We start from the raw sequence: 20,213 nt of genomic DNA on the forward strand, positions 1-20,213 counted from the left end.
GTCTCGACGCCGCGGGCGACCGCGATCGCCGGCAGGAAGACCACGGAGAACACCCGCGTGCCGATCCCGTAGGCGGCGACGACCGGGTCGGGGAACAGCGCGACGATGAACAGCAGGAGGTTCATCGAGACCGCCCGCCCGGTCCCCTCGACCGAGGCCGGCAGGCCGATGCGGAGGAGCCGACGCAGGTAGCTCGCGTCGGGCGCCATGTCCCGGAGGTTGATCCGGACGCCGCGCACCCCGCGAAACATGATCGCGAGCCCGACGACGAGCGCGAGCGCCCGAGAGAACACCGTCGCGATCGCCGCGCCCTCGATCCCGAGCGCGGGGAACGGCCCCCACCCGAAGATGAGGAACGGGTCGAGCGCGATGTTGAGCACGACGGAGCCGAACATCACGAGCATGGGAGTGATCGTGTCGCCGTAGCCGCGCATGAGCGCGATGAACACCGCGAAGCCGAACATGGCCACGAGCCCCAGCGAGATGACCTCCATGTAGCTCGACGCGAGGGGCAACACGTCCGCCGACGCGCCCATCAGGTCGAGGAACTCCCCGACGAAGAAGTAGCCGACGCCGCCGAGGAGGACCGAGGCGATCACCGCGAACGTCACCGTCTGCGAGGCTGCGTACTCGGCCTCGCGCGCCTCGCCCGCGCCGGTGTACTGCGCGACGAGCACGCTGCCGGCGACGGAGATCCCCATCCCGAGCGAGATCAGCAGGAACACCATCGGGAACGCGAAGCTGATCGCCGCCAGCGCGTCCGTGCTGTACTGCCCCAGCCAGAACGTGTCCGCGAGGTTGTACGCCGTTTGGAAGAGGTTCGTGACGACGATCGGCATCGAGAGGAAGAAGAGCGGCTTCGCGATCCCGCCCGACGTGAGATCGAACTCCTCGGGGCCTTTAAATAGGGCGTCGATGCGCTCGAGGAGCCCCATCAGCGGGGCGCCTCCGCGCGCGTCCGTCGCCCGTCGGTCGAGAGGTGGCCCCCGGCGTCTCCACCCTCGCGGTCTGTGCGGAACGCCGCCGTCGGGACCGCCGTGACTCCGTCATTCATCGTGGTCGACACCGTACTTACTGACTAGTTAGTCAAAAGCGTTCGGAAGGCCGAAATCGGTGAGGCGTATCGATCTCTCAGCGGCGTACTCGCCGTTCGCGAGTGACCTCTTGGTAAGTTTTCACCGAAACTCGACGCGTCCGGCCGCAATCGTTATTCGCGCGTAGCCGGAACCTCCGTGACATGGCCGAACCATCGGGGCGGACCTTCTCGGACGCGGACGAGGAGATCATGGGAGCGACCTACCGCGCGCTCCGCGAGCACGGGTACGCCGACCTCACGATCAAGCGGATCGCGGCGGAATACGGCAAGTCGACCGCCGCGGTGCACTACCACTACGACACGAAAGAGGAGCTGCTGGCGGCGTTTCTCGACTACATCCTGAACCGGTTCGTCGCCTCCATCCGCGAGGTCGAGACGACCGACCCCGAGGCCCGTCTGACCCTCCTGCTCGACCGCCTGCTCGTCGCGCCCCAAGAGAACCCGGACCTGTCCGTCGCCCTCCTTGAAATGCGGAGTCAGGCCCCCTACAACGAGACGTTCGCCGAGCGCTTCCGGCAGAACGACGAGTACGTCCGCTATCTGGTCAAGGCCGTCATCAACCACGGCATCGACGAGGGCGCGTTCGCGGACGTCGACGCCGACCGCGTCACGCGGTCGCTGCTGACGATCGTCGAGGGCGCCCGCACCCGCTCGGTGGTGTTCGACGACGTCGGCGAGTACGAGCGCGCGCGGGCGACCGCGGAGGAGTACGTCGACGCGACGCTCCGCGAGGGCGACGCTTAGCGCTCCGACCGTTCGGGTTCACCGCCTCGGGAGCCGGTCTCCGCACCGCCCGGCAGGTCGGCCGAACACCAGTGACAGAAGTTGAGCGTCGGATCGACCTCCTTGCCGCAGTTCGGACAGCTGTCGATCGCCTCCTCGGACGGATTCACCGTCTCCCCGGATGAGGCCCCAGCCCCTGCCGCAGCCGCGTCTCCCGCCCTCGTCGCGGTCGCGCCCCCCGTCTGAGCGACCGCGTTCTGCGCGCGGGCGAGGACGTACGCGTCGGCGACGCTGGCGACGCCCACGAGCAGGGTCGGGGCGACGCTCAGCGGGTCGACCGGTTCCCCGGCCGCGAGCCCGTCGATCGCCGCCGGCTCGACGAAGACGTAACTCACCGCGAACAGCACCGCGAGCCAGCCGGCCGCGCGGCGCCACCGACGCAGGTAGAGGTGACCGAACCCGGTCACGAGCGCTCCGAGAAGCGCCGCGAGCCAGGGCCGCTTCCGCGAGGTCGTTCGAACCATGCCCGGACTTACCGGTCGGTCAGGTAAAAGCCTTCCACCGCTTCGGAGTCCGGACGACGTCGGTCCGCGCGGCCGCGCGTCGGGGCCGATCGCGTCCGGCCTCCCCGAATCCCGGCTGACTGATCGGTCACTTCGTTCGGCGGCGTCGGTCGGGCTCGCAACCGCGTAGATGGGCTTTTAAATATATGTTTAAATAGCGCCGTGAGACCCGCCGTTGTCTCCCCTCTCGGCGTCGCCGAGCGAGTCGCCGTCCTCCCCGTCGACCGTCCGCCCGTCGGTCGATCCGCCGTCGACCGTCCCGCTCGGTCCGACGGCGTAGCCGCCGGCGCTTCCGCCCTCTCGGATCCGGCCGCCGAGCGCGTCGCCGTCGGGGAGTTCCGACTCGTCGGCCGGCGGCAGCGGCTCGTCCGGGGTGGGAATCCGCCACCCGTCGAGCGTCCCGCGCAGCCGGGTGCGGTCGCCGTCGACCGCGAGCCGGAGCGTCGGCGCGAGCGTCCCGCCGAAGCGGTCGCGCTGCTCGGCCTCGGGGAGGTCGGCGATCGCGTCGAGCGAGTCGCCCGCGAAGTCGTGGTAGTTGAGGAAGCTCTGGACGAGCACCTCCTCGTCGTGGGCGAACGCCATCCACGAGTACGCCTGGAACGGCGCCTCGGGCGGGTTCGTGGCGACGAGTCCGGAGCCGTTCAGGGGGCGGTACTCCCCGTCGAGCGCGTCGGCGACGAACCCGTAGAGCCCGTCGGGACCGGTCACGCCCGGCGCGAACGTGTGGACGTGGCTGCAGACGAAGAGGTAGTAGCGGCCGTCGGCGACGACGACGTGCGGGCGCTCCAGTTCCTGATTGACCTCGACCGCGTCGAGCAGCGGCGGGCGGAGTTCCCAGGAGAGCGGGTCGCCCGACGGCGAGGTCGCGATCCCGACGCAGCCGTTGAACTCCCGGCGATGAGTCGTCTCCGCGTCGTCCCCCGGCCGCTCGGGCGCCGGCGCGTTCGCCTCGAACAGGAGGTGCGTCTCGCCGGTCGCCGGGTCCTCGAAGAACCAGGGGTCCCGGAAGGTGTAGGTCATCCCGCGCGACTGCGCCTCGGTCTCGTACCACTCGCCGTCGGGCGTCAACAGCGTCTCGTGGGTCCACGGCCCCGACAGTTCGACCCCGCCCTCGCCGGCGGCCACCGTCCCGCCGTGCGCGACCGCGATCCGCTGCGTGTACGTCATCTCGTCGGCCGCCTCGTCGCCGGCGGCGGTGTAGTAGAGATACAGGTCGCCGTCGTCGTACAGCGCGGAGCCGGCCCACTGACGCTGGCCGAGCGCGCCCCCGTCGAAGACCGGCCCGGCGTCGCGCCACGCCCGTCCGTCCGGCGAGTAGAAACACCGGATCTCGGCCACGTCGTGCCGCTTACCTGGAAGTAAGTCGGCGGGCGCAGTCAGGGAGAACGCGAGGCGGTACCCGCCCACGTCGGCGATCTCCCCGTAGCGGTCGCGGAGCAGCCACGTGTCCCAGATGTGGAGCTCCGGGAAGGGGTCGATCTCGGGCGCGCCCGCCGCCGGCGCGACGTTCCCGCGGCGCCGCTCGATGGACGCCGCCTGCTCTCTGGTCCACCGCGCTCGCGGTCGACCGCCGTCGCTCCCCGACGTCTCGTGCATACGCCCCCTCCTCAACGAACCGAATAAAACCTTTTCAGTCGGACCGACGCCGGCGGGGCCGTCCCCGGGCCACCGGCGCGACGATTCGCCGCCGGCACGGAAATAAAACGTTTTATCACAGCCGTGGTAGTGCAAGGCATGGCAAAACGAGGTACCGAGCGAAACCGAGCGAGCAGCGACCCAGTCGGCCGATCGCAGCCGGTCCGCATCGTTGTCGACCGCGCGAGGCGAATCGTCGCGGACCGGCGACCGACCGGAAACGGGGAATGAGCGTGAATCGCACGGAACTCACGGAGACGCTGGAAGACGCGGGCCTCTCGCCGTATCAGGCGGACGCCTACGTGACCGTCCTCGAGCTCGGATCCGCACCAGTCACCCGGGTCGCGGACGCCAGCGGCGTTCCCGACCCCCGGATCTACGACGTGTTGCGCGACCTGGAGAGCGCCGGCTACATCGAGACGTACGAGCAGGAGTCGCTGTACGCCCGCGCCAACAGCCTCGACGAGATCACCGACGACCTCCGGACGCGCGCGAACCGGTTCACCGAGGCGACCGAGGAGATCGAGCGCCGGTGGAACGAGCCGTCGGTCGAGCAGTCCACCGTCAGCATCGTCACCCGCTTCGAGACGGTGATCAAGAACGCCGACGAGTTCATCCGCGACGCCGACACGCAGGTGAACGTCTCGCTCGGCGCCGAGCACTTCGAGCGGCTCCGCCCCGCCCTCCGGGCCGCGACCGAGAACGGCGTCCGGATCAACCTCTCCATCCACACGCCGGACGGCGACACCGAGTCCCTCCCCGACGTCGAGGACCTCGCCGACGTCTGCTCGGAGGCCCGACACCGCCGACTCCCCTCCCCGTTCGTGGTGATCGTCGACCGGACCAAGACCTGCTTCGCTCCCCACGCGGGATCGACCAACGAGTACGGCGTGCTCGTCGACGACCGCACCCACACCTACGTGTTCCACTGGTACTTCCTGACGACGCAGTGGGACACCTGGGAGCCGATCTACGCGGCCCGTAACGACGAGCCCCCCATCGACTACATCGACATCCGGTACTGCGTCCGCGACGTCGGCCCCCTCCTGCGCGACGGGGCGACGGTCCGAATCCGGGTCGAAGGGGCGGACACCGAGAGCGGCGCCGACCGCGTCGTCGAGGGCGTCCTCTCGGACGTCGTGGTCACCGGCGACGCCGACGTGGGCACGGCGGCCATCGCGAGCTACGGCGGACGGGTCGGGCTCATCGTCGAGACCGACGACGGCCCGGTCGAGGTCGGCGGCTGGGGCGCCATGGTCGAGGCCGTCGAGGCCCACCGGATCACGGTCGTCGACGTGGAGTGACCGCTCGGAGGCGACGCTCGTCGCGGCCCGTTGGCCGAAGAAAAGGTCCTCACCGTTCGCCCGCGAGAGCGACGGTCTCGCCTACTCCAGCGAGTGCGTGATCGCGTCGCCGCTCGCCCGGTCGAACAGGTGGACGTTCTCGCGGTCCATCACGATCCGGACGTCGTCGCCCTCCTGGATCTCCGTGTCGGGCGTGAGGTTGATCAGGAGCTGCCCCTCTCCGCGCCCCTCGGCGCTCGCCTCGACGTCGCGGTCGAACAGCAGGTAGGCGTTCATCTCCTTCCCCATCGGTTCGAGGACGTCGACGACCGCGTCGAACGCCTTCGTCGGCGAGCTCGCCTTCCGGGCGTCCTCCTCCAAGAACACGTCCTCGGGACGGACGCCGACCGTGATCTCCTGTCCCGGAGTGACGCCGTGCGTCTCGGGGTCAAAGTCGATCTGCGTGTACTCGGACTCGAACCCGCCGTCGATAACCTGCCCCTCGATGAAGTTCATCGCGGGCGAGCCGATGAAGCCGGCGACGAACAGGTTCTTCGGCTCGTTGTAACACTCCAGGGGCGGCGCCACCTGCTGGAGCACGCCGCCGTTGATCACGGCGATGCGGTCGGACATCGTCATCGCCTGCGCCTGGTCGTGCGTGACGTAGATGATCGTCGTGTCGAGCTCCCTGTGGAGCCGCTGGAGCTGGGTGCGCATGTGGACCCGTAGCTCCGCGTCGAGGTTCGCCAGCGGCTCGTCCATCAGGAACGCGCCCGGGTTGCGGACGATGGCGCGGGCGATCGCGACGCGCTGGCGCTGCCCGCCGGACATCTCCTTGGGCATCCGGTCCATCATCCCCTCGAGCTGGACGATGTCGGCGGCCTCCGCGACGCGCCGGTCGACCTCCTCCTGGTCGTACTTCCGGAGCCGGAGCCCGAAGGAGATGTTGTCGTACACGTCCATGTGCGGGAACAGCGCGATGTTCTGGAACACCATGGAGATCCCCCGGTCCTTCGGCGGGAGGTCCGTCACGTCGCGCCCGCCGATCTCGATGGTCCCCTCGGTGGGGAGCGTGAGCCCGGCGATCGTCTCCATCGTGGTCGACTTCCCGCACCCGGAGGGGCCGACGAAGGTGACGAACTCGCCGTCCCGGATCTCCAGGTTCATGTCGTCGACTGCCGTTACGTCCTCGTACCGTTTGGTGATTCCCTCTAGTTTGACTGATGCCATGGTTACTCCTTGACCGCCCCGGTGGTGAGTCCGCTCACGATCTTCTCCTGTGCGACGACGACGAGGATGGCGACCGGCAGCACCGCGACGATGCTCGCGGCCGCCATGAGGTTGTACTGCACCGCGAACTCGCCCTGGAACCGCAGTATCCCCTCGAGCATCGGGGCCCAGCTCCCCGGCCGCCCGTCGGTCATCAGCGAGCTGAAGAAGTACTCGTTGTACACCGAGATGAACGTCAACACCCCCGCGGTCGCGACGCCCGGCGCCGACAGCGGGACGATGACCCGGAACAGCGCGCCGATCCGGGTCGTCCCCTCGACGCGGGCGGCGTCCTCTAACCCGTCGGGGATCTGCGAGTAGAACGTCATCAGGATGAATATCGACAGCGGCAGGAAGATCGCCGACAGCGGGATGAAGATCGCGTACGGGGTGTTGTACAGCGACCCGGCCGATATCAGCGGCCGCAACACGTCGATATTCGTGTTGAACAGCCGGTTCAGCGGGATGAAGAACGCCGCCGGCGGGAAGAAGGACGTGACGAGCACTAAGAGTAGCATCACGTTGCGCCCGCGGAACCGGAGGCGGCCGAACACGTAGCCGGCGAGGCTCCCGACGAGCAGCACCGCCACCGTCGCGATCGTCGCGATCAGGAAGCTGTTGAACACGTAGCGGTGGAACGGCAGCGTGGTGAATATCTCGATGAACGCCGCGGGGTTGAAGCCGGCCGGTAAGAGGAGGCCGACGTCGGAGAGGTTGTTGCGCGGCGTCATCGCGACGACGAACAGCCAGTAGAACGGGAACAGCGTCGTGACCAAAAAGAAGATGGTCGCGACGTAGAACGACGCCCGGTACGCGCGGTCCGGGTTGGTGATCATCTTCGCGGCCCACGCCTCGATGAGGCCGCGGTCGAGCTCCGGTTCGTCGGCGGTGGGGTCGACCGTCTCGGCGTCGGCGACGCCGCCGTCGGCGCTGACGCCGTCCGCGGCGTCGACGTCGCCCGTCTCCCGCGCGGGGTCGGTCATGCGACACCCCCCTCGCTGTTGCGCAGGGCAAGCAGGTACACCAGGACGAACCCGCTGATGACGACGGCCGTCAGGAACGCGACCGCGGAGGCCGTCGCCCAGCGACGGCTCTCCTGAAGCGCGATGATCACGAGACAGGTCAGCGACGGCACGGTCTCACAGCCGGCCGTGGCGTCGATGAGCCCGTAGATCCGCATCGCGTCCATCGTCCGGAACAGCATCGCGACGAGCAGCGCCGGCGCCACGAGCGGCAGGGTGATGTACCGGAAGCGCTGCCACGGGGAGGCGCCCGACACCTTCGCGACGTCGTAGAGCCCCCGGTCGATGCTCTGGAGCCCCGCCAAGATGAGCAGCGCCATGAACGCGGTCGTCTTCCAGATGTCGGCGACGAGCACGATCAGGAACGAGTCCGTGCTGCTCGACAGCGGGTTGTCGCCGAAGACGCCCAGCCACTGCATGAACTCGGTCCCGAACCCGATGGTCGGGTTGAAGACCAGGAAGAATATCATCCCCTGGATGACGATCGGGATCGCCCACGGGATGATGATCGACACGCGGACCCAGCGCCGCCCGTAGAAGTCCTGGTCGAGCACCAGCGCCTGGCCGAACCCGATCGTCGTCTCGAAGAAGACGCTCAATATCGCGAACGCCAGCGTGACGAAGATCGCCTGCTGGAGGAACGGCGCGCCGAAGGCGACGAACGGGAACGAGTCCGTGAGCGACACCGAGATGAACTGCTGCGTGAAGTTCGTGTCCCCGGTGAGCAGGTCGACATAGTGCTCGAACCCGATGAACTCGCCGAACGGGTCGGCCGACGCGACGGCGTCCGCGAGCAGCGAGAACCGGAACGTCTCGATCAGCGGGTAAAAGGCGACGAGCGCGAGCAGCGCGAACGCAGGGATCAGCAGGACGTAAGCGTACACCTCTTCGCTCTGCGTCTCCAGCCAGTTGAGCGGGCGGGCGAGCAGCGATCCCCCCTCGTCCGCTCGCGTGTCGGTTGACATGCTCGGTTCCTCTTATTCGGCGAGGTCCGACTCGACGGACTCGAGCGAGCTCTCCAGGTCGGACATGGCCTCCTCGGGCGACTTGTCGCCCTGATACGCGGCCGAGATCTCCGAGGAGACCTGCGGGCTCTGGTCGGGCCAGGCGACGGTGACCGGGCGCGGCACCGTGTTCTGGCCGGCCACCGCGAGCGTGTCGAGGAAGTCGCCGAGCGCCCCGACGTCGTCGGGGTCGGCCTCCTCCGTTACGGACGGGTCCGGCGGGAGGTACCCGCCCTCGGCGAAGTTGGTCTGCATGACCTCCTCGTTGGCGAACGCCTCGAGCACCTGGACGCAGTCGTCGAGCCGCTCGGTGTTCGGGTTGATCGTCAGGTGCCAGCCGCCGAGCGCCCCGGCGGGACCGCCGGTGCCCTCGTAGGCGCCCTCACCCTCCTCGACGCCGTACGGGAGCGGCATCACGTCGTAGTCCTCCGCGTCGAAGCTGTCGGAGTCGAGGTTGATCGGGATCGCGTACGGCCAGTTCCGGTGGAAGATCGCGTTTCCGCCCGTGAACGGCTCGCGGGCCGGCTCCTCGGTGAACGAGAGCAGGTCGGTCGTCGAGATCTGCGGGAAGTCGGGGTGGGCGTACTCGGCGTCGGACCCCTCCATGAACGACCGCATCATGCGGATCGTGTCGTGGACGGGCTCCTCGTTGACCGTGATCGGCCGGTCGCCGATCGGTCCGAAGAGGTTCTCGTGGTCGCCGAAGTACGCGCCGCCGAACGAGGTCATCGTCTCGTTGAACGTACAGCAGGCGAGCCCGACGTAGTTGTCGGCCTGCGTGGTGAACCCGTAGTCGATCTCGTCGCCGTCGGGGCCGCCGTTCTGCTCCCAGACGTCGGCGGCGACCTCGGCGAACTCCTGCCAGCTCATCGGCTCGGTCGCCCAGTTCTCGCCGTCCGGGTCGTAGCCGGCGTCCTCGACGAGGTCCTTTCGGTAGTGCATCACCGGGTAGTCCGGGAACAGCGGCAGCCCGAACAGGTCGCCGCTCCCCGGGTCGCTCGCGGTGCTCACGGCGCTGCCGAGGTAGTCGCTCTCGACGTAATCGAGCGTCTCCGAGGAGAGCTCCTCGCTCAGGTTCACGAGCTGCCCGCGCGCGATGAACGGGATCGTCCAGCCGGAGTCCATCATGAAGATGTCCGGACTCGCGCGCCCGGCGTCCAGCGCCGAGGTGAACTCGGACCGCCGCGCGCCCGACTCGAAGTCGCCGGGCAGGATTTCGACCTCGATCGACTCGTCGAGCCCCGCGTCGTACAGGCTCTGGGTGACGCTGTCGGAGATCCCCTCCCACTCCGCGTCCATCGTGATCTGGATCGGCTCGTCGCCGCCACCGCCGCCGCCCGAACAGCCGGCGAGGCCGACAGCCGCCCCCGCGGCGCCAGTCGCCTCGATGAATCTCCGTCTCGATACCCCCACGCGTCCGCCCTCGTGATCGGATTCTCTGTCGACCATTACAGCCGTTGTTACAAAATACACCCGTATATAATTATTGATGCCAATAGTCGCACTCACACGTGTATCGTCGCTCGCGCGCTCGCGAAGCCGGCCGACCGTCCGTCGAGCGCGCCACCGTTCGTCGGAAACGACGAGGCGTCCGCCGTCGGAACGGCTATGAATCCCGGGCGTCGAATGGGTCACAGGAATGAGTGCAACGATCGCGGGGCTGGTCCGGCACAGGACGATCCAGTGGCTCGAACGTGTGTTCTTCGGCGGCGCCGAGCTCTCGGTGCTGTCGACGCCCGCGTTCGCCGCGGTGCTCGTCCTCCAGACGCGCTACCCGGACGCGATCCCGATCGCGGGGCTGCTCGCGATCGGCACCGGCAGCGTCGCGATCGCGCTGTTCCGGGCGAAAGCCGTCGACGTCGGCGCGTGGCCCCGCCGCGGGGAGCTCGCCAGCGTCCCGCTCCGGGTCGGCTACTTCAGCGCCCTCTTCGCGCTCTCGACCGTCGGCGTCGGGGCGGGCGCGGTGGCGGCCGGGTCGCTCTGGCTCGCGCTGCTCGGCGGCGTCGTCCAACCCCTCGGCCTCGCGGCGTTCCCGAGCGTCTACCGCGCGGTCCACGGCGAACCGCTCCAGCACGCGGCGGCCGAACTATGAGCGGGATGTCGTCGGTCCGGGCCGTCGTCGCGGACGCCCTCGACACGGTCGCCGAGCCAGAACACACGGGGGAAAACCGGTGTCTCCCGTGTACGCTCGTCAACGCGGTCGTCGTCGCGGTCGCCGCCGCCCTGCTCTTCCGTCGCCGCCGGTCGCTCGGGCTCCTCGCCGCCGCCGTCGGCGCGGCGGCGATCTGGCTCCGCGGCTACGTCCTCCCCGGGACGCCGCGCTTCGCCCCACGACTCGTCGAGCCGCTCCCGGTCGACATCGGCCCCGACCACGACCTCGGGTCGGACTCGCTCGCCGCCGCCGGAGCTAACTCGCTCCGCGACGACCGACCGGACGTGACCGACGCTCGCTCCGAGCCCGACCCGAGTTCCGGTGACGGAGACCCCGCCGCGAACGACCGAGACGCCGACGGAGTCGACGACCGAGACCCCGCCGCCGCCGTCGACTCCGACGGCGTCGGCGGGAGCACCGAGACCGACCCGGAGGCCACGATGGCGACCCTGATCGACGCCGACGCCCTCGCCGCGGACGAGGAGACGCTCGCGCTCGACGAGTCATTCCGCGCGGCGCTGTACGACCGGATCGGCGCGCTCCGCGAGGCCTCGGACGAGGAACTCGCCGAGCGCGCGGCGGCGATCTCGGGTCCCGACGTCGAGGGACAGGTCCACGACGGACGGGTCCTGCTCGCGGGGAGCCGGGACGCGTGGGTGAGCCGGCCGATCGCGCTCGCGGAGACGGCCGCCGCCGAGGTCCTCCGCGAGCGCGGTGTCGACGACGCGGTCGCCCGGCAGGCGGCGCGGCCGCTCCGCGCGTTCCTCGACACCTGTCCGGTCTGTGAGGGTCCGGTCCGGGAGACTACCCTGCGGAACTGCTGTGGCGGCCCCGGTGGCGTCAGCGGGAACCCGGAGCGACCGGTCCGCGCCTGCGCCGACTGCGACGCGATCGTCTTCGCCGACCGGTCCTGACCGGTTCGACGGCGCCGAGCGAGCGGCCCGCTCTCTTCCCCGCGCGAACACCGCCGACAGCTACAATCCCTTCCGGTCCGATCCGCAACCGTGAGTACGGTTACCACGGCTGAACTCGTAGCTCGGCTCGCGGTCGCCGCGCTCGCGATCGGCGGGCCGACCCTCCTCTACCTCGGACTCTGGCGGTTCCTGGCGTGGCTACGGGACGACGCGCTCGTCGACCGCCTCGCGGCCCGCGGCGCGATCGAGGAGCCGAGACCGGCGGCGGTCGACGTGCTCGCGTCGGCGACCGCCGGCGTCGACGGGCGGCGCTGTCCGGGCTGCGGGAGCCCGATCATCGCCGGTGCGACGCGCTGTCAGCGCTGTCGGCGGGCGCTCGATCGAGAGCCGGATCCCGGAGACGGTTCGGTCGGGACGGCGTCGGAACCGCCCGCCCGCCGACGGGACTGAGGCCCGCTCACCGCGCCCGATCGCCCTTGCGAGTCGCCGTGGCCGGCTCCTCGACGGCGAACGGCGGACTCGCTCGTTCGCCCTCGCCGTCGGGGTCCAGACCGCTCGCGGTGGTCACCGTCACGTCGCGTTTCGGGTACGGGATCTCGATCTCGGCCGCGGCCAGCGCCTTGTACAGCGCGCGGTTGAGTTTGTGCTGTGCGCGCCGGCGACGCGTCGGCCCGTTGACCCAACAGAGCAGCTCGTACTGGAGCGCCGAGTCCCCGAACGACCGGAGCCGGGCCCGCGGCTTCGGGGAGTCGAGGACCAGCGGCTCCGCCTGCAGGACCTCGATCGCGAGCGCCTCGAACGCGTCGATGTCGGTCCCGTAGGCGACGCCGATCGGGACCCGGACGCGGCGCCGGCGCTGCGGCGCGGACTCGTTCGTGACCTTCGCGGCGTTGAGCGCCGCGTTGGGGACCGTCACCAGCACCTCGTCGCGGGTGAGCAGCGTCGTCGAGCGCACGCCCACCTTGATCACGGTCCCGGCGGTGCCGTCGTCGAGGACGATGAAGTCGCCGATCTTGTAGGTGTCGTCGAAGTACAACGCGATGCCGCCGAAGAAGTTCGCGACCGTGTCCTTCGCGGCGAAGCCGACCGCGATGCCGGCGACCCCCGCGGCGCCCAGGAGCGGCGTGATCTCGATGCCCCACAGCCACAGCAGGGTCCCGACGCTCCCGAGGAGCACCGCGAGCGTCCAGACGTTCGAGAAGACGGGCGCGAAGTCGAACCGGCCGCCCTCCTCGTTGACGGCCGCGACGAGCCGGTTCACGACGCCGTTCGCGGCGTGAGCCCACACGAGGACGATGACCGACAGCGAGGGTCGGCCGAACAGGGCGTCGAGCAGCTGCGGGTCGACGAGGACGGACGACCGGATCGCCGGGACCTGCGTGAGCGCGAACACGCCGGCGAGCGCGGCGGTGACGACGAGCGGGGCGCGCAGCGAGGAGATGACGATGTCGTCGTAGGCGGAGTCGGTGGTCGAGACGTACCGGCGGGCGACCCGCAGGACGACGAACTCCATGGCCAGGGCGGCGGCGACGGAGACGGCGAGAACCGCGACCGTCGCCTCGACCGCCGAGAACCCCTCGAACAACGCGGACAGCGACGGAATCATGCCTTCGAGACGCCGCTGTGCGAGATAACCGTTTCTGCGGAGCGCGCGGTCGATCGGGTCCGCGGGGAGGATGTCAATCGAATCGCTTCCGGACGCTCTCGGCGTGCGCCTCCAACCCCTCGGCCTCCGCGAGCGTCGTGATCGTTTCCGAGAGCGCGTCGAGCGCGTCGCGGTCGAGCCGCTGGACCGTCGACGACCGGAGGAAGGTGTCCGCGGAGAGCCCGCCGTAGCGCTTCGCGCCGCCGTTCGTCGGCAGCACGTGGTTCGTCCCGGTCGCGTAGTCGCCGGCGGCCACGGGCGAGTACGGTCCGAGGAAGACGGAGCCCGCGTTGGTGATCCGATTTAACAGCGCCTCGTCGTCGTCGGCGACGATCGAGAGGTGCTCGGCCGCGTACTCCTCGGCGAACAGCACCGCCTCGGGCATCGAGCGCGCGCGGAGGACGCCGGAGGCGTCGTTGTCGAGGGCGGCCCGGATCGTCTCCTCGCGCTCGCGCCCGGCAGCCTGCTCGTCGACCGCGGCGGCGACCGCGTCGGCGAGGTCGGCGTCGTCGGTGACCGCGACCACGGAGGCGTTCGGGTCGTGTTCGGCCTGCGCGACCAGGTCGGCGGCGACGAGGTCGGGGTCGGCCGTCTCGTCGGCGAGGACGAGCACCTCGCTCGGCCCCGCGAGGAAGTCGATCTCCACGTCGCCCTGCACGACCGCCTTCGCGGCAGTGACCCACTTGTTGCCGGGGCCGACCACCTTCTGGGCGTTCGTCACCGTCTCCGTGCCGTACGCGAGCGCGGCGATCGCCTGCGCGCCGCCGACCTGGTACACCGCGTCGGCGCCGGCCTCGTGGATCGCCGCGAGCGTGACCGGGTTCAGCTCCTCGGCCGGCGGGGTCGCGACCGACACGTGGTCGACGCCCGCCACGGTCGCCGGGAGCACGCCCATCAGCGCGCTGGAGGGGTACGCCGCCGCGCCGCCGGGCACGTACACCCCCGCCCGGTCGATCGGGCGGAACCGCCGGCCCAGCTCGCGGTCGCCGAACTCGTCGCGCCAGTCCTCGGGGCGCTGCCGCTCGTGGAACTCGCGAATGTTGGCGGCCGCCTCGCGGACCGCGTCGAGGACCGGGTCGTTCGCGTCGTCGAGCTCGGCGTGCGCGCGCTCCGCGTCGTCCGTCACGTCGATGTTGCCGACGGTCACGCCGTCGAACTCCTCCGAGAACTCCCGCAGCGCCACGTCGCCCTCAGTCCGGACCCGGTCGACGATCTCGCTCACGTCGTCGCGGACCGCGTCGACGCCGGCGTCGCGCTCGAAGAACGCGAGGCGCTCGGCCGGCGAGAGGTCGGCGACGGTTCGTACGTCCATACCCGCACTCGGAGCCGCGGTCAAAAGGGCGTTCCGACTCTCGCTCCGGCGGTCGGCCCTCGTTATCGCGGAGACGAGGGTTAAACGGCGATGGGCGACAGCGACAATCGCTTATAAATGACGGTGCGGTGGCGCGCCTCCGAGCGGTCGCCGTCGGCGACCGCGAGGAGTCCGCGAGGGAGTCGGCCGGCCGGAGCGAAGCGGAGGGCGGCCGACGAGGCTGGGGAGGTGTGAGGTGCGGGGCAGTGCGATGCGGGGTGGGACTCAAAGGGGCAGTCGCGATTCCCGCGAGCAACGCGAGCGGGAAGACGGGAGACAAAGTCTCCCGGAAGGACGAAGCACNGGGGTGGGACTCAAAGGGGCAGTCGCGATTCCCGCGAGCAACGCGAGCGGGAAGACGGGAGACAAAGTCTCCCGGAAGGACGAAGCACGGTGACGTAAGGACCGCAGCGAGCAACGCGAGCGAGGACCGCAACGAACCGCGCGAGTCGTCGCGACTGGGGCTTTGGCGGTGTTCGTCGACGCTTCGTCGCCAGCAGCCACTTATAAGCGATCAGCTGGGGCTTTGGAGATATTCACTGCCGATCTGCCAGCAACTACTTATAAGCGAGCGGCTGGGACTTTGCCGGTCTTCACCGCGTCGTCGCCGACGTATAAACAGCCGCTAGCAACACCGCAACTCGACTTATGAACAACTACTCTGTGGATCTCGAGGCTTTGTTGAAATCCTCTACAGCTGATACTTCCAACTCATCCGCGGTCAGTGCAAGTTACATCTTATCCAGTGTGTGATACCCAAATCCGGCACGGGGCTCCCGGAAACCACTGAGAGTGAACTATCTCTCCCCTTTTTGCCATATTGGCTCCTACAAGGGGGTATGGCGGAAAAGTCGACCGAACAACTCGAGTACGAGTGTGCCAATTTGCTCAAAGAGTTAGGCTTCAGCGAGTACGAAGCCTACACGTTCGTCTATCTCCTCCAACTCGGAACTGGCACCGCAAAGGACGTCGCAGAGATCGGCGACGTGCCTCGAACCCGCGTCTACGACGCCGTTGACGCCCTTCACGAACTGGATTAGTCGATATCCAACACACGTCACCCAAGAAATTCACGCCGGTGTCACGAGAGAGCGCACTCCGCAAGCTTGACCTCCAACGTGAGAACACCATCACGGAGTTAAGCGAACTGTTTGAACATCTCGAACCCGCCAGCCGACAGCCCGAGGAATTCGGAGTATGGACGGTCGCGGGTCGTGAGGGCGTCACCAGTCGTCTCCTCGAATTTATCGACGACGCCGAAAACGAAGTCATCTACATGACAGTCGACGAACTCCTTACTGACGACCACCTCGACCATCTAGCGGCGGCTGAAGAGCGTGGCGTCGATATCTATCTCGCGGGCCTTTCCGAGTCCGTTCAGGCCGAGATTCAGGAGCAGATTCCCTCGGCTAAACTCTTTGAGACGCTGTGGGCGTGGGGCGATGAGGGAGCTGGAAGCCTGCTTATCACCGACAAGCGAACTGCCCTCGTGAGTGTCATCGCCGACCGAGATCCGACAGATAGTATCCACGAGATGGGAATTTGGGGGACAGGCAAGCACAACAGCCTCGTTGTGGTGTTGCGAGCTATCTTCACTTGGCGACTCGACACCCTTTCGACCGAATCCGATCAATAGCCTCCTTCAGCGAACGGCCGTTTCATTCGATATCGTGTCTGAACAAGCGGATTTCAACAGAGCCAATCTCGACGGAACCGATCACTCCAACGGCCGGATCCCGGTCACGTCCAGCGTCGCGAGCGCGACCAGCCCGACCAGCAGCGCGGCGGCGGCGAAGAGGATCGGCGCAGACAGCGCCACGGCGACCTCGTAGGACGCGACGAGCCGCGTCGTGCCGCGGACGACGAACGAGAGGAAGACGAGCCCGAACGCGGCGAGCGCGAGGCCGACGAACCGGGACCTGTTCATGGCGGCTCCGGGTCAGTCGGACTGGGCGATGCCCGGTCCGTGCGGTCCGTGCTCGCGGGGCTCGCGCGCGGCGTCGAAGCCGCCGCACATCTCGTAGAACACCTCCTCGGGGTCCCGGTTCCACTGCCACTTCCAGCGGGTCCGGACGAGCAGCGAGATCTTGCGGGCGAACGACAGCTCCGGCGTCGTCGACACCGTGTCGTACCCCAGATCGCGGATCAGTCGGTGGTGGTCCGCGTACAGCACCGCCGCGAGCAGCACCGCGAGCTGGCAGTCCTCGGGGAGGTACTTGATGCCCGCGACGCCCTCCTCGTAGAGGCGCTCGGTCCGGGCGAGCTCCTCGCGGACCGCGGCCGCGACGTCGCCGTCGAACTCGAGGTCGAGGATCTGCTCTTCGCTCACGCCGTGCCGGCGGAGCGTCTCCAGCGGGAGGTACACCCGGTCGCGTTCGACCACGTCCTCGCGCACGTCGCGGATGAAGTTCGTCATCTGGAACGCCTCGCCGAGCTTCGTCGCGTGGGGGAGCGCCTTCGCCTCGGCCTCCCCGTCGAGCTCCATGATCGCCGTCATCATCCGGCCGACGGCGGCCGCGGAGCCGTCCATGTACGACTCCAGCTCCTCGTAGGTCTCGTACCGGTCCGTGTCGATGTCGCTCGCCATCGCGTCGACGAACGCGTGCACGTCCTCGTCCGGGATGTCGTGCTCCTCGCACACCGCGGCGAACGCCTCCAACACCGGGTCGTCGGCCGCCTCCTCGCCCAGCGCGGCCCGGCGGAGTCGGTCGAGCTCCGCCCGCTGTTCGTCGGGCGGCGCGGTGTCCGCGGCGTCGACGACTTCGTCGGCGATACGGAAGAAACCGTACAGCACGTAGGTCGGGTGACGGATCCGCTCCGGGAGCAGCCGGGTCGCGACGTGGAACGTCTTCCCGGTCCGGCGCTGGATCCGCTTCCCCTGGGCAACCTGCGTCTGCTCTACCATGCTGACCTCTGGTAGTCGGCAGGGAGGATCGAGAGCGGGTCGCCGATCATAACATACAGATCGGACCACAAGAACATAACAGTTCGCACAGCGTGGTTCGGTGTTCGGCGATCGAGGAACCGAGGCGTCAGTAGAAGGTGTCCGAGCAGTCGTAGACGACTCCGTGCGCCGGGCAGACGTACTTGCAGTGGCGGTGGTACATCGGCGTCTCACACAGGGGACAGGGCCGCCCGCCGGGGTCCGCCGTCGGCTCCCCCTCGACCCCGTCTCCACCCTCCTCGGCGTCGCTCATACCGGCTCGAACGGACCCGACGGGCATAACGGCTGTCTTCCGCGCCATCGCGGGCGACGCGGTTCTCCCCCGGCCCGCCCGTCAGACGTCGGCCAGCGAGTCGTACACCGACTCCGCGACCGACGCGTCGCCGAACGGGAGCGTCAACACGCCGCCCCACTCCTCGTCGGTCAGCGCCGACACCGTCGCCCTGTCCAGTTCGACTCTCCTGACCTCGCTCCCGTCGAGCGTCATCGACACCGCGAACCCCTTCGGCTCGTCCGTCGCGCCGGCGTCCGCCAGCCCCGTCTGGAGCGCGTCGATCCCGACGTCGCCGAGCGAGACGTACACGAGGTGGTCGCCCTCCTCGGCGATCACGCCCTGCACGCGGTCGAGATCGCCGGCGCCGAAGAGCCCCCGGTCGTCGTCGCCGTCGCGGAGCAGCCGCGCCTCGAACGGGGCGTCGGGATCGACCGGGAGGGACCCTGTCTGATCGTCTTCGTCATCGCCGGTCGCGTCATCGCCGGTCGCGTCTCCGCCGAGCGCGTCCCCGCCGAGCGCGCCTTCGTCGCCCCCGGTTCCGCCGCCGAGCGCGTCGCCGTCGGTCACCGAGACGGCGCCGGCGAACCCGACGCCGCCGACCGCGAGCGCCGCCCCGACCCCGCCGAGCATGCCGCGTCGAGAGAGTTCCATACGCGACGGTCCCCGTCGGTAGTAAAAAGGGTTACACGCCGATTCACGCGGCTGATAACGAGGTCCGAACGTTTGGTGGGGCCGTCTCGGATCCGACTCGACGGATCGCCTCTCGCTTGGAGCAACCGCGCGCTGACGCGTCCGGGCCTGACGCCGGGGATTCCAGCAGGTGATCGGTTTCAGCTGCGATCACAGTATGTCCGCCGACTGGAACCGATTATAGCCGAACCCGAGCGAGAGAACGATCCAGGCCGCGAGAATGGCGAACCCGGCCCACTTCGGGGGGTAGAACGAGGCCGACACCGGGTACGACATCAGCTCGTCGAAGGCGGGGATCACCGCCCGCGTCGCGTAGTCGACCGCCGCCGTCGGATTGAGCGCGTAGACGACGATCAGCCACGGCGGGGCGCCTGAGTCCGGGGGAGTGTAGCCGACGGTGACCGTCTGCAGAACCGCCGTGACGACGTTCCATCCCAACTGAAAGAGTACGTAGAGGGCTGCCGCACCGATAAACGCCGTCTGCTGAGTCCGCATCACCGACGAGAATCCGATGCCGATCGCGACGTAGACCGCACCGTAGAAGACCGTCAACAGGGTGTAGAGGACAAACTTGACGGCCGCGAACGACTCGTAGGTCGCCAGTGCGAAGACGGCAACGAGGAGATAGCCGCTGAGGATGGCGATACTCAAAACCGCACACCGCCCGATGAACTTCCCGAGAACGACGTCCCGGCGCGAGTTCGGCAGGCCGAGCAGGAGCCTGACGCTCCCGCTGTCGCGCTCGCCGGCGATGGCAGCGTAGGAAATACCCAACCCCAGCATCGGGACGAAGAAGGCCATCGGCTGGCCCATGCTGTTGAGCAGCGCCAGCGTGCTGGTCGGGACGCCGCTGTCAGAGTACATCTGCGGAACGTGTTGAATCGCCGCCCAGAACCCGGAGACGAAGACGAACAGCAGCGTGGTCGCGAGGAACGCTCCCGAACGGATCGAGTCGTTGAAGTCCTTTCTGGCGACTGCACGGAGGGACATTTGTTAGATGATTGTCGTTCGGAGTCATTAAATCTTGAGAGCCGCTATCTCCCGATTCGCCGTCAATTCTCCTCGAACGCGATCGAGTCGCGGGTCGCGGTCTCGCCGAACAGCCAGTCGGCGTGATCGACGGCGTACTCGCGGTGCTCCTCGGTGATGTAGCCGAGCGCGTCCTCGACGACGACGGGCCGGTAGTCGCGGAGGCCGGCGCTGCCGGCGGTGTGGAGCACGCAGACGTTCGCGAGCGTCCCGCAGATCAGGAGGTCGTCGATCCCGTGCGCGTTGAGGTACCCCTCCAGATTCGTCTGATAGAACGCGTCGTACGTGTGCTTCTCGACGACGTGGTCCCCGTCGCGCACCTCGAGGTCGCCGACGAGCTCGGCGTCCCACGACCCCTCGACGACGTGTTCGCCCCACCGGTCGAACTCGTCGTAGTAGTGCGCCCCGTCGAACTGCTCCGGCGGGTGTACGTCACGGGTGTACACGACGCTCGCGCCGGCGGCGCGGGCGCGGTCGACGAGGGCCGTCACCGGCTCGACGGCCGCCTCGCTCGGCTCGGCGTAGAGGCTCCCGTCGGGGTGACAGAACCCGTTCTGCATGTCGACGACGATCACCGCGGTCTCGGTCGGCTCGTACGGCATGCGCGGGGGTTGGACGC

22 protein-coding genes are annotated in these 20,213 nt (G+C 68.6%); 7 read left to right on the forward strand and 15 right to left on the reverse strand.

The features are described from left to right. On the reverse strand, positions 1-935 hold a 935-nt coding region (locus C469_RS14625), incomplete at its 3' end, for an MATE family efflux transporter (protein ID WP_008007980.1). A gap of 302 nt (positions 936-1,237) precedes the next feature. Between C469_RS14625 and C469_RS14630 the strand changes: the two genes are divergently transcribed. Then, positions 1,238-1,840 carry a TetR family transcriptional regulator C-terminal domain-containing protein gene (locus C469_RS14630; RefSeq protein ID WP_008007982.1) on the forward strand — a complete coding sequence of 201 codons (603 nt, stop codon included), beginning with the start codon at positions 1,238-1,240 and terminating at the stop codon, positions 1,838-1,840. Here the strand turns inward: C469_RS14630 and C469_RS14635 are convergent. Beyond that, positions 1,837-2,343: a zinc ribbon domain-containing protein gene (locus tag C469_RS14635; RefSeq protein WP_008007984.1), complete on the reverse strand. Its 507-nt coding sequence runs from the start codon at positions 2,341-2,343 to the stop codon at positions 1,837-1,839. The genes C469_RS14630 and C469_RS14635 overlap by 4 nt on opposite strands. A gap of 189 nt (positions 2,344-2,532) precedes the next feature. Next, the gene (locus C469_RS14640; RefSeq protein ID WP_008007986.1) at positions 2,533-3,978 is read right to left on the reverse strand and encodes a glycoside hydrolase family 68 protein; all 1,446 of its coding nucleotides are present in this window, start codon (positions 3,976-3,978) and stop codon (positions 2,533-2,535) included. A 266-nt stretch (positions 3,979-4,244) separates the two neighbouring features. Here C469_RS14640 and C469_RS14645 point away from each other — a divergent pair, with 266 nt between their 5' ends. Beyond that, on the forward strand, positions 4,245-5,321 hold the full coding sequence (locus tag C469_RS14645; protein ID WP_008007988.1) for a TrmB family transcriptional regulator: 1,077 nt from the start codon (positions 4,245-4,247) through the stop codon (positions 5,319-5,321). 81 nt (positions 5,322-5,402) lie between these two features. Here the strand turns inward: C469_RS14645 and C469_RS14650 are convergent, their stop codons facing one another. The 4 genes from C469_RS14650 to C469_RS14665 are packed head-to-tail and all read right to left on the reverse strand — an operon-like array spanning position 5,403 to position 10,044. Further along, positions 5,403-6,530 (reverse strand): ABC transporter ATP-binding protein, encoded by a 1,128-nt coding sequence (locus C469_RS14650; protein WP_049911468.1) that lies wholly within the window; start codon positions 6,528-6,530, stop codon positions 5,403-5,405. A gap of 2 nt (positions 6,531-6,532) precedes the next feature. Then, positions 6,533-7,552, reverse strand: coding sequence for a carbohydrate ABC transporter permease (locus tag C469_RS14655; RefSeq protein WP_008007992.1), 1,020 nt, complete (start codon positions 7,550-7,552; stop codon positions 6,533-6,535). After that, a complete protein-coding gene (locus C469_RS14660; RefSeq protein WP_008007994.1) occupies positions 7,549-8,556 on the reverse strand; it encodes a carbohydrate ABC transporter permease in 1,008 nt (335 codons plus the stop codon). The genes C469_RS14655 and C469_RS14660 overlap by 4 nt, the downstream gene beginning before the upstream one ends. 12 nt (positions 8,557-8,568) lie before the next feature. Then, positions 8,569-10,044: an extracellular solute-binding protein gene (locus C469_RS14665; protein WP_008007997.1), complete on the reverse strand. Its 1,476-nt coding sequence runs from the start codon at positions 10,042-10,044 to the stop codon at positions 8,569-8,571. Between the two features lie 190 nt (positions 10,045-10,234). Here C469_RS14665 and C469_RS14670 point away from each other — a divergent pair, with 190 nt between their 5' ends. From C469_RS14670 to C469_RS14680, 3 genes are all read left to right on the forward strand, one after another. Next, positions 10,235-10,687, forward strand: coding sequence for a hypothetical protein (locus C469_RS14670; RefSeq protein WP_008007998.1), 453 nt, complete (start codon positions 10,235-10,237; stop codon positions 10,685-10,687). After that, positions 10,684-11,661 (forward strand): hypothetical protein, encoded by a 978-nt coding sequence (locus C469_RS14675; RefSeq protein ID WP_008008000.1) that lies wholly within the window; start codon positions 10,684-10,686, stop codon positions 11,659-11,661. The genes C469_RS14670 and C469_RS14675 overlap by 4 nt, the downstream gene beginning before the upstream one ends. 90 nt (positions 11,662-11,751) lie before the next feature. Further along, positions 11,752-12,111 (forward strand): hypothetical protein, encoded by a 360-nt coding sequence (locus C469_RS14680; RefSeq protein ID WP_008008002.1) that lies wholly within the window; start codon positions 11,752-11,754, stop codon positions 12,109-12,111. Positions 12,112-12,118: 7 nt separating this feature from the next. Here C469_RS14680 and C469_RS14685 read toward each other — a convergent pair whose 3' ends face one another. Both C469_RS14685 and hisD read right to left on the reverse strand, forming a co-directional pair. Further along, a complete protein-coding gene (locus C469_RS14685; protein WP_008008007.1) occupies positions 12,119-13,267 on the reverse strand; it encodes a mechanosensitive ion channel family protein in 1,149 nt (382 codons plus the stop codon). A gap of 73 nt (positions 13,268-13,340) precedes the next feature. Next, positions 13,341-14,618, reverse strand: coding sequence for a histidinol dehydrogenase (gene hisD, locus C469_RS14690; RefSeq protein ID WP_008008009.1), 1,278 nt, complete (start codon positions 14,616-14,618; stop codon positions 13,341-13,343). Between the two features lie 878 nt (positions 14,619-15,496). Here hisD and C469_RS17695 point away from each other — a divergent pair. Together C469_RS17695 and C469_RS14695 are read left to right on the forward strand one after the other, a co-directional pair. Further along, the gene (locus C469_RS17695; RefSeq protein WP_321163696.1) at positions 15,497-15,697 is read left to right on the forward strand and encodes a helix-turn-helix domain-containing protein; all 201 of its coding nucleotides are present in this window, start codon (positions 15,497-15,499) and stop codon (positions 15,695-15,697) included. 38 nt (positions 15,698-15,735) lie between these two features. Then, positions 15,736-16,293: a TrmB family transcriptional regulator gene (locus C469_RS14695; protein ID WP_321163697.1), complete on the forward strand. Its 558-nt coding sequence runs from the start codon at positions 15,736-15,738 to the stop codon at positions 16,291-16,293. Between the two features lie 81 nt (positions 16,294-16,374). Here the strand turns inward: C469_RS14695 and C469_RS14700 are convergent, their stop codons facing one another. From C469_RS14700 to C469_RS14720, 6 genes are all read right to left on the reverse strand, one after another. Further along, positions 16,375-16,584, reverse strand: a complete 210-nt coding sequence (locus C469_RS14700) for a hypothetical protein (protein ID WP_008008011.1) — start codon at positions 16,582-16,584, stop codon at positions 16,375-16,377. A gap of 12 nt (positions 16,585-16,596) precedes the next feature. Continuing rightward, on the reverse strand, positions 16,597-17,562 hold the full coding sequence (locus tag C469_RS14705) for a phytoene/squalene synthase family protein (RefSeq protein ID WP_008008012.1): 966 nt from the start codon (positions 17,560-17,562) through the stop codon (positions 16,597-16,599). A 127-nt stretch (positions 17,563-17,689) separates the two neighbouring features. Then, positions 17,690-17,779 carry an HVO_2523 family zinc finger protein gene (locus tag C469_RS17780; protein WP_394295468.1) on the reverse strand — a complete coding sequence of 30 codons (90 nt, stop codon included), beginning with the start codon at positions 17,777-17,779 and terminating at the stop codon, positions 17,690-17,692. A 156-nt stretch (positions 17,780-17,935) separates the two neighbouring features. After that, a complete protein-coding gene (locus C469_RS14710) occupies positions 17,936-18,526 on the reverse strand; it encodes a hypothetical protein (protein WP_008008016.1) in 591 nt (196 codons plus the stop codon). A gap of 189 nt (positions 18,527-18,715) precedes the next feature. After that, positions 18,716-19,555 (reverse strand): ABC transporter permease, encoded by an 840-nt coding sequence (locus C469_RS14715; protein WP_008008018.1) that lies wholly within the window; start codon positions 19,553-19,555, stop codon positions 18,716-18,718. 62 nt (positions 19,556-19,617) lie between these two features. Then, positions 19,618-20,196, reverse strand: coding sequence for a cysteine hydrolase family protein (locus C469_RS14720; protein WP_008008020.1), 579 nt, complete (start codon positions 20,194-20,196; stop codon positions 19,618-19,620). Positions 20,197-20,213: the final 17 nt, after the last annotated feature.

The sequence above is a fragment of the Halorubrum lipolyticum DSM 21995 genome, assembly GCF_000337375.1.
Classification (GTDB): Archaea; Halobacteriota; Halobacteria; order Halobacteriales; family Haloferacaceae; genus Halorubrum; species Halorubrum lipolyticum.

Bases quoted from the DNA above. Each gene is read 5' to 3' on its own strand.
- C469_RS14630 (WP_008007982.1), top strand. From the start codon at position 1,238: ATGGCCGAACCATCGGGGCGGACCTTCTCGGACGCGGACGAGGAGATC.
- C469_RS14635 (WP_008007984.1), bottom strand. From the start codon at position 2,343: ATGGTTCGAACGACCTCGCGGAAGCGGCCCTGGCTCGCGGCGCTTCTC.
- C469_RS14640 (WP_008007986.1), bottom strand. From the start codon at position 3,978: ATGCACGAGACGTCGGGGAGCGACGGCGGTCGACCGCGAGCGCGGTGG.
- C469_RS14645 (WP_008007988.1), top strand. From the start codon at position 4,245: ATGAGCGTGAATCGCACGGAACTCACGGAGACGCTGGAAGACGCGGGC.
- C469_RS14650 (WP_049911468.1), bottom strand. From the start codon at position 6,530: ATGGCATCAGTCAAACTAGAGGGAATCACCAAACGGTACGAGGACGTA.
- C469_RS14655 (WP_008007992.1), bottom strand. From the start codon at position 7,552: ATGACCGACCCCGCGCGGGAGACGGGCGACGTCGACGCCGCGGACGGC.
- C469_RS14660 (WP_008007994.1), bottom strand. From the start codon at position 8,556: ATGTCAACCGACACGCGAGCGGACGAGGGGGGATCGCTGCTCGCCCGC.
- C469_RS14665 (WP_008007997.1), bottom strand. From the start codon at position 10,044: ATGGTCGACAGAGAATCCGATCACGAGGGCGGACGCGTGGGGGTATCG.
- C469_RS14670 (WP_008007998.1), top strand. From the start codon at position 10,235: ATGAGTGCAACGATCGCGGGGCTGGTCCGGCACAGGACGATCCAGTGG.
- C469_RS14675 (WP_008008000.1), top strand. From the start codon at position 10,684: ATGAGCGGGATGTCGTCGGTCCGGGCCGTCGTCGCGGACGCCCTCGAC.
- C469_RS14685 (WP_008008007.1), bottom strand. From the start codon at position 13,267: ATGATTCCGTCGCTGTCCGCGTTGTTCGAGGGGTTCTCGGCGGTCGAG.
- hisD (WP_008008009.1), bottom strand. From the start codon at position 14,618: ATGGACGTACGAACCGTCGCCGACCTCTCGCCGGCCGAGCGCCTCGCG.
- C469_RS17695 (WP_321163696.1), top strand. From the start codon at position 15,497: ATGGCGGAAAAGTCGACCGAACAACTCGAGTACGAGTGTGCCAATTTG.
- C469_RS14700 (WP_008008011.1), bottom strand. From the start codon at position 16,584: ATGAACAGGTCCCGGTTCGTCGGCCTCGCGCTCGCCGCGTTCGGGCTC.
- C469_RS14705 (WP_008008012.1), bottom strand. From the start codon at position 17,562: ATGGTAGAGCAGACGCAGGTTGCCCAGGGGAAGCGGATCCAGCGCCGG.
- C469_RS14710 (WP_008008016.1), bottom strand. From the start codon at position 18,526: ATGGAACTCTCTCGACGCGGCATGCTCGGCGGGGTCGGGGCGGCGCTC.
- C469_RS14715 (WP_008008018.1), bottom strand. From the start codon at position 19,555: ATGTCCCTCCGTGCAGTCGCCAGAAAGGACTTCAACGACTCGATCCGT.
- C469_RS14720 (WP_008008020.1), bottom strand. From the start codon at position 20,196: ATGCCGTACGAGCCGACCGAGACCGCGGTGATCGTCGTCGACATGCAG.